This window comes from Nocardiopsis sp. CNS-639 (assembly GCF_000381685.1).
Classification (GTDB): domain Bacteria; phylum Actinomycetota; class Actinomycetes; order Streptosporangiales; family Streptosporangiaceae; genus Nocardiopsis; species Nocardiopsis dassonvillei.
In genome coordinates, this window is sequence record NZ_KB906860.1 from 160,748 (window position 1) to 173,635 (window position 12,888).

The following is a 12,888-nucleotide window of genomic DNA, read 5'->3' on the forward strand; positions in this document are numbered from 1 at the left end:
AGGACAGAGCCGCCAGGTTGGCCAGACCGGTGGCGCGCAGATGAGCGTATGCCCTCTCGGTCGGGTTTAGTTCGGGGGCGTAGGCGGGCAGGTACTCCACCTCCAACCAAGCACGGGAGGCGATGGCCCATCGCATCCGGCCGCTGCGGTACCCGGACAGGCTGTCCTCCACCACGACAGGATCGAAGCCGTCAACTCCTCCCTCTCTGTCTGGGATGTTTCGTCCCCAACTGACAGAGAAGGACCGTCTACCTACGCATGTGACCTGTGGGCGCCCAGGCCATACTGAGCTTGTACAACGATCGCAGTGTTGTGCGCGTCCGCGGTGTCGACTTCGTCTTTCACAATCCAGCGGTTCAGTGACCATGGCCAGTTGAGAACTGAGCTAGGGCGATAGTGGAGCGTCTGCCTCGCCCTGAACAGCTAGAGGGCGTCTGAAAAGGGTCAGAGCAGTGCAGACTGGAGGAGTGAATCCCCTGCGTTCGGAGGCCGACGGTGCCCGGACGTCCCCCGTACCCCACTGACCTGTCCGACACCGAGTGGGAGCTCCTCGCCCCTGTCATCCCCGCACCCAAGCCGGGTGGACGCCCCGTCCTGCACGAACGGCGCGAAATCATCAACGCACTGGCCTACTGGATGAGAGCCGGTTGCGCGTGGAGGCTGCTGCCCCACGACTTCTCTCCTTGGCAGAGGGTCTACCACTACTGGAGGCTGTGACGCCTTGAGGGCCGCTGGGAGCAGATCCTGGACCACCTGCGCCGACACGAACAGATCCAGAACGGCCGCGGTCCCACTCCCAGCGCGGGGATCATCGACTCCCCAAGCGTCAAGGCCACCGACCGCGGCGGATTCCACGGCTACGACGGAGGCAAGAAGGTCAACGGGATCAAGCGCCACCTGCTGGTCGACACGATAGGCACCGTGCTCACAGCCTGTGTCAGCCCCGCGAACGCGGTGGACGGCCAAGGCGTGACGGTGCTGTTGTCCCTGGCGGCGGACCTGTTCCCGCGGCTGCGGCATGTCCGGGCCGACCAAGGGTAGCGCGGGCAGGCCCTGGCGAAATGGGCGCCGGGCGGTGGACGTCACCGTCCAGATCGTCCAGCGGAGTGACGGCGGCTTCCGGAGCACCCGGGCTCTGCAGGATGCTCCTGCACGTGAGGTGACCCGGTTCGCGGTGGTGCCTCGCCGCTGGGTCGTCGAGCGCACGTTCGCCTGGTTGGGTAAGTACCGGCGTACCTCGAAGGACTACGAGTACCCGGCCGCGAACTCCCAGAACGTCATCTACCTCGCGATGAGTATGACCCTGCTGCACCGCCTAGCCCGAACACCGCCCTGACCCTTTTCAGACACCCTCTAGGAGTAGCGTCCCCACCAGGAGTCCTCGCGCAGCTCTTCCAGCGCCTGCTCCTCCTCCGCGGTCAGCTCCAGCTGGAACGCGTCCCAGCCACGCAGTTCGTCGAGCTCGGCGCCGTGGGCCGGTTCGATCCGGGCGACCTGATCGTTGACCAGGGTGAAGACCACCCTGTCCTCATTCACCTGGAGGTGGGTCCAGGCCAGGGAGCGGCGCCTGCACAAGCTCAAGCTGTAGATCCGCTGCCCGGTACGGGGGTCGGGGCCGCCGGGGACGATGGGGCGAATCCACAGCACGTCTTGGTCCTTTTCCAGGCGGCTGTGGCGGGCCAGCGCGGCCCGGTAGGCCTCCTCGCCACTGGGGTGGTCGACGACCAGTTGGGCGCCGGCGTCGAGCTCATCCCCCGTGCTGGTGTGGGATCCGGCCAGCAGGCTCTGCATGGTGGTGTGCCAGTCCATGTTCTGCTCCTTCGCTTACTGCACGACCTGGTCGATGGGCTTGCCGCCCAGGTGCTCGATGCCCTTGGCTTTGAGCACGGTCAGGACCTGGGTGCGCTCCTTGGCGGTGGAGCACAGGATGCGGCTGGGGGCGTGTTCGCCGAGCAGGTCCAGGCCGTGGCGGATCATGACTTCGTTCTGGCCGCTGGTGTGGAACTTGGCGATCTTGGCGGGGTCCTTGGTCATCTTCGTGGCCGAGTAGTGGTAGTGGTCGGGGTTGATCGCGCCGTAGGAGTCGGAGTTGTAGCCGTAGACGCTGGTGTTGTCCACGATCTTGAGCGGGTCGTCCCACACCAGTTGGGGGCCGTGCTTGACCTGGGCGCTACTGCGGACGCGCATGAAGATCGAGCTGGCGCCGCCGGTGTACTTGTCGTCGCTCTCGCTCATGCCCAGGCCTAAGGAGATGCCCATGGTGGCGCGGCGTTCGGTGGAGGCCAGTACCCCGGTCGAGAGCATCGCGGCGAGTTTGCCCTGGTTGATGCTGTGTGTCAGCGCCTTGCCCTTCCACGCCGTGGACAGGTCGGCCTTGTTGTTGCCCAGGTCGAACCGGCCCCAGGTCAACCACCCACCGGTCTTCTTGGGTGTGGGGTCATAGCCCGCGCTCGCGGCCAGCTCGGCGCCGTCGGCGAAGCCGGTGGAAGTGGCGACGGCCTCACGGACCAGACGCACCTTCTTGGGCAAGCAGGCGGCCGCGGCTTCGAGTTGCCACGTCTTGGCCAGACCCGATAACTGCTCGGCGTCCAGCCCCACCGCCTGGTGAGCCTGGGTGTGGAAGAACTCCTGCAACTGCAGCTCCTCCAGGTGCGAGGCCTGGGCCAGGGCTTCCTTCACCGCGGATTTGCTGCCCAGGCCTTGGGCGTCGATGTTGTTGACCAGGTAGGTCCACTCGGCTTCCTTCTGGTTCATGGCGCGGTTGACCAGGTGCAGGTCCCCCAGTCGCTGGACCAGGTCCTGGCCGTGTCCGGCGCCTTGGGGTGCGTGGATCTCCAGTTGGCCGCGCATGCTGTACTCAGCGTGGCTTTCTGAGGCGTTGGCACCGTAGGGCCGGTAGACGGCGGTGTAGCCCTGGCCCAGGTCGATGGCGTACTCCTTGCCGTTGGCGTAGGAGCGGGAGGCGCCGTCCCAGCTGGTGGTGCCGGTGGTGGTGTCGATGCTGGCCTCGATGCGACTGGCGTCGCGCACCGTGGCAGCCAGCAGACCGGAGGCTGACCCATCGCTGGGCGCGGGCATCATCTTGGTGACCAGCGCCGTGCCGGTGTGCTCGTAGGGGTCGATCTTGGGCACCTTGCCGCCCTCGTTGTAGGGCACCTGCCCGGCGGTGTCGATGCGGTGCTGCATCCCCTCCAACCACTCCTGGTAGGTCCCGGCCATGGCCAGCTCGTCCTGGGTGGAGTCGGGGTTGACCAGCACTTCCTTGACCGCTCCCTGGGCGGTGGCCAGGTAGTCCAGGGTGTGCGGCGGGATCGGCTCGCCCTTCTTGAGCCTGCTGTTGATGGAGATCGCGGCCTTGGACGCCAGCTCGTAGAGCTGCTTGTCCTCATCGATGGGCAGACGGCCGTGGACCTCCTCCTCCACCTGCACCGGGATGAGCTTTTCCTCCGACAGCGCCAGGGCGTCCATCAGCTTGGCTTCGGCGTCCTCGGTCAGCGTGGTCAGCAGCACCTCGCGAGGCCCACCGTCGTCGGTGCTGGTGGGGCTGTAGGAGATGAGGGTGGCCGCTGAGTCCTGCAGGTCCGCGCCCCCGACCAGCACCGGCACACCGGCGGGCTCCCCTTCGGGCGGTGTTTCGGGGATGGGCAGCGCGGCGTCGGCCATCTCAGCAGGCGCAGCCTCCGGGGACGTCTCGGGGACGTCTGGGGACTCCCCCTGGACGGGTTCGACGTCCCCCGCCACGTCCCCCGGCGCGTCTTCCTCCTTTTCCTGTTTCTGGTCTTGCAGGACCGTTTCGACCGCGTCCTCAACGGGGCTTTCGTCCAGCACCGGGGCCTGCGGTTCGGGGACGAGGAGTTCGGTGACGTCCTCACCCCACGCCTCCTGGCCCTGCTCGACCTCGATCTCCTCAGGGGCGAGCGGGTAGGTGGGGGCGGTGGTGTAGGTGGTGTGGGTGGTTTTTCCCGAGCTGCCCATGTCAGGCCCCGTACTTGAGCGCGTCGGCACCGGGCAGCTTCAGCTCCTTGGCGAAGAAGTCGGTGAAGGACTGGCGCAGGGTGTTCTTGCGCTCGCAGGCGTGGTCGAGGAAGGCCTCAGCGATCTGTGTGGTGGTGACCTTGTCGGCGGGGATCTTGTGCTGGGCGGCGGCCCGCTGGCGCATGTGCGGCACCCAGCCGATCTCAGGGTTCTTGGCCCCTTGGTGGGCGGTGGTGTGCAGCATGGCCCTCCACTGGGAATCGGGGATGGATTCGAGCTTCTTGATCACGGGGTGGGCCACCGCGGGCTTGACCGTCACCCCCGGCGCGAGGCCGCCGGAGGTGGCGGCCTGGTAGGCCTGCTGGTAGGCCGGCCGCGGGGCGCCGAAGCTGGCGTTGGGGTGGTAGTCCACGGAGAGCTTGTCGGCGCCGTAGTGCTTGAAGGCCTGACCGCCGTCGATGTTGGCCAACCCGCCGGACGGGGTCTTGAGCACGTTGCCGGGGTGGCCGTCGTGGTCGCCCATCAGCCACTGGGGCACGTGGGCACGCACCAGGTGGTCCACGTCCGCCTGCGTCCACGCTTTGGGGTCGGCGGCCAGGGCGGAGGCGCCCTTGACCATGGGCTGGACGGCGCCGGTGTGGCCGCCGACCGTGGCGGTGTAGACGGGCACGGCTGAGACCCCGGCGGCCTGGAAGACCTGGGAGGCGGCGGCCTCGGCCGCTGCCCGCGCCCCCTTGGTCTTCTTGTCGGGTTTGAACAGCCACTGGCCGCCATCGGGACCGGTGTGCAGGGACTTGGAGTGCACGCCGCCCAGGCCTGCGGCGGAGGTGCCGGCGCCGAAGTCGTGGGCGGCCACGACCTTGGCATCCACCGGTTTGGGCACGTCCACAGCCGCGCCGCTGTAGTGCTTCAGGGCATCCAAAAGCTTGGCGTGGTGCCCACCGAAGCTGGTCTGAGCCGCCGCAGACGCAGCGGAAGGTGCTGCTGCCTTGACCGGGGCCGCGGGCGCCGCCGGGCTCGGGGCAGGCGCGGGTGTCTTCTTCTCCGGGGCGGGGGGTACTTTCACCGTGCTCGCGCCGACGAGACCGCCAGAGGCGCCGGTGCCCCACACCTCAGCGATGTACTTCTTGGCCTGGGTCTTGGTCGCTGAGGCCGCACCCTCCATCCCCAGCTTCTGAGCGGCCTGGACCAGGGTGTCCTTGTCCTGCCCCACCGCCCAGGCCTTGAACTTCTTGGTCAGATCGTCGGGCGCCAGCGGGTCGCCGTGCGCAGCGGCTCCGGAGATCTGCGCGTACAAGCCGACGGTGTCGGAGGCATTGAGCATCCACCCTGAGGTGTCCTTCTTGGCCGCGAAGTACTTCTGCGCGGCCGTGGCCAGCAACACCACTTCCTCCGGCTGAGCTTTACCGTCCGTGGCCGAGGGCATGGTCAGCTTGCCCTCGTCGGTGAAGGCAACGAGCCCGCCGGGGGCCATCAGGGTGTCGTGCCACATCTTGGCCTCGGCGACCTGGGCGATGCGCTTGTCGGCGACCGCGACGATGTCGTCCTTCTCCACCTGCGGCACCGAGGCCCGGCCCATCTGCACGGCCGCCGCACCGGGCAGAACCTGGGCCTGCTCCGGGGTGATGTGCCCCTGCTGCTGGGCCGCTTGCACGGCGGCCTTGAACTCGGTCGAGGTGGGAAAGAACCAGGTCATGGCCTCGTCGACCTTGACCGTGGCCTCGGCCTTGGAACCACTCAACGAGGCGGTGTCGATTCCGTCGATGGAGGCGGTGAAGATCTTGTTCTCGGCGTCGACCATGTCGGCCAGCGCCTGGGCGCGCTCGGCGGAGGTCAGGGAGGGGAAGTTCTCGGCTTGCTGGGCCAGGGTGGAGCACAGGGCCGTGTACTGCTCCTGGGACACCGTCCACCCACCGGTGCCGTACCCGGTGTGGTCCACATCCGCCAAGGTCTTACCCGCGACTGTGTGGCCCGCGCACAGCTGGGTGAAGCGTTCCTGGGCTTTGGCCTGGATCTTGGCCTTGGACTCCCCCTCGGGCAGGTAGTGCGGGTCGAGCCAGTGCACCAGCGCGTGGTTGGCCCCCGGGGCGTGGTTGAGCCCGACCAGCTCCGGATACAAGAACCCCTTCGCCTTGGCGATCTTCTGAAGCTGTTCCTCATCCAGCTCGGCCAGCGCCTGCATGGTGGCTTTGCCCTTGAGGTCGTTGAGCGCCTCACCCTGCTCACCCGGCAGGCCTTGGGCCACGGCGTTGATCAGGTGGTGGCCAGCCGCCTCGTTGGTCTTTTCCAACGCGGCGTACCAGGTCAGTGCGTCGTCCTCGTCGGAGGGCTGGACCATGCCGTAGTACTCAGGCCCCTCCTGCTGCAGGGTCTGGAGCTCTTCAAGGAGTTCGTGGAACTTCTCCAGGTGCTCCGCGCCCGCCTCGCTCAGGCCCTCGGGGAGCCCGGTTTCGGTTCCGTCCGCGCCGACCTCGCTCTTCTGTTCGTTGAGCACCTCCACGAGCTGGTCGACCTCGGGCCCCAGGTCGGCAGTCACCGTTTCCTGGACGGTGGGGGCGGTGGTGTAGGTGGTGTGGGTCTGTGATCCGCCCGAGCCCATCAGCGCCCCTCCCCCACCGCCAGGTCCACCAGCACCTGGTCCAGGTACCCCTCGACCAGGTGCGACAGCGACAGAGCCTGGGGCACCTGCTCTTCCTCGATCAGGTGCGTGGTGCCATCGCTGTGCAGCCAGTACTCCAGCGTCTGGGGGGTGAGCAGGTCCACGGCGCGCAGGCGCTCGCGCCAAGGCCAGGCTCGCCCGTCACGCGCGGGCACCCAGGAGACGTAGGAGTCCCACTGCTGTGCGTTCTCTTCAATGCCGAGCACGCCCACCGGGTCGGCGGGCAGGCCCAGCTCGGCCGACCACACGAGCAACACGAACAACCGCCGCGTGGGGGTGGTCATGAGGGCACCTCCGAGGACCGGGGCATCAGGGATGCGAAGTAGCGGACGGTGGAGCGGAAGGCGTCCGGGGTGGTGGCGTGCACGCGCTGGCGGCCCTGGGGACCCATGACCTCACCGTGCAGCCCGTAGGCCTGGGCGGTCTGGTTGAGCAGGGTCAGCCGCTCCCCGAACAGCTCGACCGCGGTACTGATGCGGTCGGGGCGTGACAGGCCGGTGATGATCACCGGCATCTCTGCGGGGATGTGGGCGGCCAGCCAGTACAGGCCGGGCAGCAGCCAGCTGTCCCAGTCAGCGGCGGTGCGCATGGTCTGGGCGTTGATGGCGACCGCGGGAGGGCGCGTCTCCTCGATCCATTCAGCCCACCGCTGCAGGTCCTCCAAGCGGAACCAGTAGATGTTGGGCACGGTGGGCAGCCCGGCCTCGGCGAACTCAGTGGCCAACAGCAACGACCGGCGCATGTTGATCAGATGTTCCATGCGGGGCCAGTTGCCGTAAATGCTGTAATTGCAGGCCAGCACCAGGTCCCAGCCCTGGGCGGCGATCTGCTCGATGAGGCGGTCGCGTCGACGCAAGCTCCAGAACGCCTCCACCAGCGGGTCCTCCCCGTACCCGCTCAACACGGCGAGTTGGCCGGGCGCCAGGCCGAGTAGGTCGTGGGCGCGGGCGCCGTCGCGCCAGCGCGGGTAGATGGTGTGTGAGCGCGGGGAGAAGACCCGGCGCAGACCGACGGCGTAGGCGGGCCAGGTCAGGTGTTCGTCCAGGGCGGTGACGGCGGTGCCGTCCACCTGGGGGATGTAGCCGGGCAGGCGGGGCAGAGCGCGGTCGGGCAGGGCGATGTCGTCGAAGGCGAGTGTGCCGCCGACATCGGCCATCCACGCGCGCAGGTTGTCGCGCGAGGGGCAGCGGATCGGGCAGGTCCCGCACGCCCCGGCCGGGGCGTCGGCCTCAGAGCACGCACAGCCGCAGTAGGAGCAGTCGCTGTTGGCACCCGAGCACAGGGGTTCGACGGTGACCGGGCCGCCGGTGCCGTCGGGCCCAGCCCACCAGGGGCAGGCGGTGCAGTCGCAGCCGCGGGTGGGGACGGGGATCTGGGTGGTGGGGAGGGGTAGGTCGATGGGGCTCACGTCTGGTCGTCCTCCTCGGAGCCGTCGTTGTCCAGGTGCGGATGGAGTTCGTCCAGGAGCAGGCGCAAAGAGCCGCGGGCGTAGCGGCCCAGGACCTGACCGGAACGCAGCTCGGCGAGCAGAGAGCGCAGACCGTTCAGGCAGGCGGTGGCATCCGCCTCGCTCTGGCCGCCGCCAGCGCCGGAGGGCGGCGTGGGCGGTGTGGGCACCGGAGCGGCGGGGCCCTCGTGCTCTGCGTGTGCTGGAGCTTCGTCCGGTCCAGGAACAGAGCCGTCGTTGTCGACGGCGGTCTGCTCGGCCTGGAGGAGCTCTTCGGGCAGACCCACGTGAGCGCGGCTGAGCGCCTGGGCGCGTGCGTCGTTGGCCTGCTCGCGCTCCTGCTCAGCCTGATCAAGCGCTTGCTGGGCCGACAGCTGCGGATCGGTCATGGCCGCTTGCACGGCTGCGGCGAGCACCGGCGTCTTCTTGGCTGCTTTGACCGCGGCCCAGATCTCATCGGCCGCCTCCGCCCGCCCCGCCCGCAGGCGCGCGAAGCGGATCCGGGTGGCCAGACGGACCTTCTCCTCGTCCATCTCCTCGGACAGGTGCGCGGGCAGGGCCTTGAACGCCGCGACGAGCTCGCGGGCCTTGCGCGCGGACAGTTGCAGTCCGAGCCGGTTGAGGACCTCGGTCCAGGGGGCAGCGCAGGAGGAGTCCTGGCCGCGGATCCGCTCCAAGGCTTCCCACCGCTGCACCGGGTCTTGGAGGGCGTCGACCTCAGCCGGGACCGGTTTGCCCGCGTGCAGGAGCTTGGCGGTGAGCACCGCGCACCGGTGCCACAACAAAGCGGCGGCCTGCTCGCCGGGACGCAACGGCTCGCGGGCCAGGTTCTCCACGATCTGCCAGGTGCGGCGCTCGGACTCCGACAGCGGTCCCGGGCAGATGATCGCGGGCAAGGCGTCGAAGTGGGGGCTCTCAGGCAGGTGCGCCGCGCCCCACCGGCACGCGCGCAGGCGCCGCTCCCCCGTGACCAGCTGCAGACGCGGCGGGCCGTCCTCGGTCTGGATCTCTTCGGCCAGGACGGGCTGGAGCACCCCTACGGTAGCGATGGAGCTGATCAGGTCCGACAGTTCGGTTGGGGTGGTGGTGTCTCCGGGTTGGCGCCCCTGCACGAGGGTGGTGGGGGCGCTGGGCCCGCGCAGGGGGATGGAGTCCATCCGTCGTTGCCGCAGGCGTGGGGAGGCCATCAGGGCCGAGATGCCGCCCAGCACGGTGGTGTCATCAGTGCTCATACAAGGGACAAGCCCGACAAGCACCAGCATGTGACAGCTCCAGCGCGAAACCGTCCACAAGCAGCGCAGAGCGCACCGACAGGCACCAGCGGAAGGCAGGCAACGTCTGGGGCCTGTGCATGGCCATAACCAGGCACAGGCCCCAGACGTTGCGAAAAGCGCGGGTGGCTGCGGTTAGGGGTCGCGGTGCAAGAAGCTGGTGTAGCCCTCGTCGGGGCGCAGCAGGTTCAGCCAGATCGGCTCGTGCGGACCGTGCTCCTGCAAATCGTGCATGGTGGCCGCACCGATGTAGAAACCCGGCCGCGGATGGGCCAGGTGCATCATGTGGGAGGCGTAGACAGCCAGGTCAATGCGTCGGCGCTCCTGGAGCTGTCTTTGCCCGCCGTCCAACACCACCAGCACGCGAGGCCACTGGGGGTAGCGGGTGCGCCAGGCGGGCTGGGCGGCGCGTTTGGCCGCGGAGCGCTGTCCCTTGGGCAGGGGCGCGTAGTCGTAGTAGCGGGCGTAGGCGCCGAGCTTGCTGGCCAGGCGGGGCACAGGCATCGTCGCCCGGTCCACCTCCACCAGGGCCTGGACCGGCAGGCGGCTGCCTTTGGCGGTGACGCGGGTGTAGTGCACCAAGGCGTCGCTGATCAGATGGGTGTCCTCAAAGCGCATGTCGCCTCCGCGATAGCGGTGCGCCACCTCCGGCATCCAATCCAAGGGCCCAAAGTCATCGCCCTGCTGTGCGGCTCCGGCGATGAAGGCCAGGCCCACGTCCACGACGGCGAGCATGTGCTGCTGCAGGGGCCCGGCCGCGCGCTGGGCGCTCATCCGAAAATGGCGTGCGCCCCCGGGAACAGCTTCCTCCGCGGCCTCGGCGCCTGCAGCGGTCAGGTACCAGCGGTGGTGCTCACGGGGACGGGGGATGACCCGGTCGGCCAGACCGTAGCGGCGCAGCTCGTTGAGGACGCTCCAGACGTACTGGCGGTTGGGAGAGGTGGGAGAGATCAGCCGCCTTAGCTGATAGGTGGTGGCCAGACGGTGTTGGTAGAGCACGCTCAGCGTCGTGCGAGCAACACCGCTGAGCTGCATGGGGGCGATACTCATCGCGTACCTCCCGACTTGTTGGACCTGTCTTCGTTCACAGGTGCGGTCGAGACCTGGTCGAGCTCGGCCGAATCGGCGAAAGACGTGGTGTTGCCCTCTCCTGCGGCTCCGGAACGGCGGCCCGGGGTGTTGCGTTCGGTGCCTGTGCTGCTGCCGTTGTTGGGTTGCGCAAGATCGGGGTCGGGCAGGTCCAGAGCCAGGTGGATGCGCCTTTCCAGGGTTTCCATCTCTTCCAGTACCTCCCCCACGCGGCGTCGTTTGAGGTTGGTGTCGATCGCGCTCTGTTGCAGGCCAAGCCGGTCGGGGCGGCTGTGCTCGGCGAAGAGTTCGTCCAGCAGGGGGCCGCGGATCCGGAAGGGCCAGGTGGTCTCGCCGTCCACCGTGGTGGTCACGACGTGGTGAAAGCGGGGCAGGTCGACCAGGGTGTCGGGGTGGACCCGGTTGGCCCACTGGCGGGTGACGACCCGGACCGCGTCGACCTCGCCCGCGGTGGAGCTGAGCAAGCTCTGGTTCTGCAGGAGGGCGTCGCGGGTGTGCTTGGACAGGCGCTGGGCCATCTGGGTCATGGCGTGCAACCGGATCCCGAACTTGCCGAGCTGTTCGAGGATCGAGGCGATGTGGCCCTTGGAGGCGCCGTCGATCGCGGTGAGCTCATCGACCATGACGTCGTAGCGGCGGCGCTGCTGTGGCGGCACGTCCCCGCGCGACTTGCCCGCGCGGAAAAGATCGAAAACCAACAAGCAGTTGACGATCCTGCCGACGTCACCGCCGGGAGGGCACAAGAAGACGACCTTGCCCTCGTCCATGGCCCGGCGCACGTCGTAGGCGCCGTGCGAGGAGCCAAAGAACGCCGCCAGCGTGGGCGAGGCCGCCAGCCGGTCGATGATGTTGGTGACGGTCGGCGTCGCCTCATCCGGGTAGCGCGAGTAGGTGTCCTTCCACCACCGTCGCAGACTCGCGGGCACGAAGGTCAGCAACGGGTCGCGCCACTCGGCATCGGTCAGCAGCCGCGGGATCGTGAACAGGGTCGGTTGGGCCTGGCGCGGCAGGAGCAGTCCTAGGTGGCACAGGGTCTGGCACGCCTTGGTCAAGATGGTGCGGGCGCGTGAGGCGGTGTCGGACCAGGACAAGGCGCTGGCGATGGCGGTGACGACCGCGTCCACCCGATCCTCGATGTGCTCGGCTCCCAGCATGCTCAAGGGGTTGTAGCCGGCGACCTTGGCGTCGGTTCCGCGCACGGTCAGGTCGATCTCCCACAACCGGGAGAGCACCTCCGGGCTGGTCAGCATCGCCGCGGCCCGGCGCCAACCGTCGGCGTGCGGGTCCAGGAACCACACGCCGTGCCCGCTCAGGGCCAACGCCACCGCCTGTACGAGGGCGACCTCGGTCTTGCCGTACCGGGACTTGCCGATCCGGAAGGAGAAGAAGAGATCGTCCAGCGGTGTGCCCAGGAGGCGTTCGGTGCCGTCCTGCATCCGGGCATAGCCCAGCGGCAGCACGTCGGGCTGGCCCTGGTAGGTGGGCAAGGTGGTAGGCGGCGCGGGCACCAACCCTCCCGAGCGCAGTACGTTCTGACCGTGGCAGTGCCGGGTGGGGGGCTTGAGCAGACCCATGATCTCGCGTGCGGTCACCAGGTTCTGCGCGCGCGGCGCGAATCTGGCGGTGGTGATGCGCTCGTCGAACCTGCGGCGCCAGGGCCAGGCGTCCGAGCCCAGGTGGAGGAAGCCGAGGTTGAACCCGGCGGCCTTCCAGTAGTTGTCGCCAGCGTAGGTGTCCAGGGCCGACATGATCTGGTGCAGGTGGGCCTGGGCCCGGCCCGGGATCTCGCTCTCCACCCGGATGAGGACCTGGGCGGAAAAGACCGGCTCACCGAAGGCGAACTTGGTGCTCCTGCCCGCAGGAACGGGCTGGTCCGCCCTCACGTGAGGAGCGGGGGCGTGGGGCGCGGTCGCACCGGGCACGACCTCATCGACCAACTCCGCCGTCAGGGAGGCCAGTGCGCGGCCTGCGGAGGACACAGCCCGCCCCAACCAGCCGCCTGCACCACCAGGGTGCGTGGCCTCGCCGATCAGGTGGGCCACCCGGGCAGGTGTCACCGGGGACAAGTCCAGGCAGATCTCGGCGTGCTCGCCCAGATCATGGCGCACCGCGGCCACAGCCGAAACGATGCTCTGCAACGGGTCGGGGCGCAACGGCACCTCCCGCAAGGGCAGATGCGCGTCACGGGCAAGCACGAGCTCGGCGCGCGCCACATGCGACTTCACCCCGGACATGCGGGACGTGGGAGGTGGGGTGTGTTGTTCCTCAAAGGGTGTCACGAAGGATGTCCTCGGCTCGAAAGAAACGTTCACCCCGAACAAGCCCTCCCGCGGCCAGCATGTGACAACCCCGCACGGCACATGACCCGGCGCCCTCTCCCGTGCGGCTCTCGCTCCGGTGGGGAGCACTCTCCCCTTTCCCGGGCGGATGTGCTCCCCTCGCAGAAC

8 protein-coding genes and 2 pseudogenes are annotated in these 12,888 nt (G+C 68.5%); 1 reads left to right on the top strand and 9 read right to left on the bottom strand.

All coding sequences use genetic code 11. The features are described 5' to 3' along the window. Window positions 1-31: 31 nt before the first annotated feature. Window positions 32-367: pseudogene (locus G011_RS32995) on the bottom strand (transposase); the annotation flags it as partial. A gap of 128 nt (window positions 368-495) precedes the next feature. Between G011_RS32995 and G011_RS30600 the strand changes: the two are divergent. Beyond that, window positions 496-1,336 (top strand): annotated as a pseudogene (locus G011_RS30600) (IS5 family transposase). 17 nt (window positions 1,337-1,353) lie between these two features. Here G011_RS30600 and G011_RS0113390 read toward each other — a convergent pair. The 8 genes from G011_RS0113390 to G011_RS0113425 form a co-directional block, all read right to left on the bottom strand. After that, entirely contained in the window at window positions 1,354-1,809 is a 456-nt protein-coding gene (locus G011_RS0113390) for a hypothetical protein (protein ID WP_019608909.1), read from the bottom strand. A 15-nt stretch (window positions 1,810-1,824) separates the two neighbouring features. Next, window positions 1,825-3,975: a hypothetical protein gene (locus G011_RS0113395; protein WP_019608910.1), complete on the bottom strand. Its 2,151-nt coding sequence runs from the start codon at window positions 3,973-3,975 to the stop codon at window positions 1,825-1,827. A 1-nt stretch (window position 3,976) separates the two neighbouring features. Next, window positions 3,977-6,511 (bottom strand): hypothetical protein, encoded by a 2,535-nt coding sequence (locus tag G011_RS0113400; protein WP_155979767.1) that lies wholly within the window; start codon window positions 6,509-6,511, stop codon window positions 3,977-3,979. Window positions 6,512-6,573: 62 nt separating this feature from the next. Then, entirely contained in the window at window positions 6,574-6,918 is a 345-nt protein-coding gene (locus G011_RS0113405) for a hypothetical protein (protein ID WP_019608911.1), read from the bottom strand. Beyond that, a complete protein-coding gene (locus tag G011_RS0113410) occupies window positions 6,915-8,042 on the bottom strand; it encodes a DUF4417 domain-containing protein (RefSeq protein ID WP_019608912.1) in 1,128 nt (375 codons plus the stop codon). Before G011_RS0113410 ends, G011_RS0113405 begins: the two co-directional genes overlap by 4 nt. Next, window positions 8,039-9,313 carry a ParB/RepB/Spo0J family partition protein gene (locus G011_RS0113415; RefSeq protein WP_231391449.1) on the bottom strand — a complete coding sequence of 425 codons (1,275 nt, stop codon included), beginning with the start codon at window positions 9,311-9,313 and terminating at the stop codon, window positions 8,039-8,041. Before G011_RS0113415 ends, G011_RS0113410 begins: the two co-directional genes overlap by 4 nt. Before the next feature lie 174 nt (window positions 9,314-9,487). Beyond that, window positions 9,488-10,402 carry a replication-relaxation family protein gene (locus G011_RS0113420; RefSeq protein ID WP_019608914.1) on the bottom strand — a complete coding sequence of 305 codons (915 nt, stop codon included), beginning with the start codon at window positions 10,400-10,402 and terminating at the stop codon, window positions 9,488-9,490. Further along, a complete protein-coding gene (locus tag G011_RS0113425; RefSeq protein WP_231391450.1) occupies window positions 10,399-12,666 on the bottom strand; it encodes a hypothetical protein in 2,268 nt (755 codons plus the stop codon). The genes G011_RS0113420 and G011_RS0113425 overlap by 4 nt, the downstream gene beginning before the upstream one ends. Between the last annotated feature and the right edge of the window lie 222 nt (window positions 12,667-12,888).

What these genes read in the sequence shown, in the direction of transcription:
- G011_RS0113390 (WP_019608909.1), bottom strand. Translation starts at nt 1,809, where the DNA reads ATGGACTGGCACACCACCATGCAGAGCCTGCTGGCCGGATCCCACACC.
- G011_RS0113395 (WP_019608910.1), bottom strand. Translation starts at nt 3,975, where the DNA reads ATGGGCAGCTCGGGAAAAACCACCCACACCACCTACACCACCGCCCCC.
- G011_RS0113405 (WP_019608911.1), bottom strand. Translation starts at nt 6,918, where the DNA reads ATGACCACCCCCACGCGGCGGTTGTTCGTGTTGCTCGTGTGGTCGGCC.
- G011_RS0113415 (WP_231391449.1), bottom strand. Translation starts at nt 9,313, where the DNA reads ATGAGCACTGATGACACCACCGTGCTGGGCGGCATCTCGGCCCTGATG.
- G011_RS0113420 (WP_019608914.1), bottom strand. Translation starts at nt 10,402, where the DNA reads ATGAGTATCGCCCCCATGCAGCTCAGCGGTGTTGCTCGCACGACGCTG.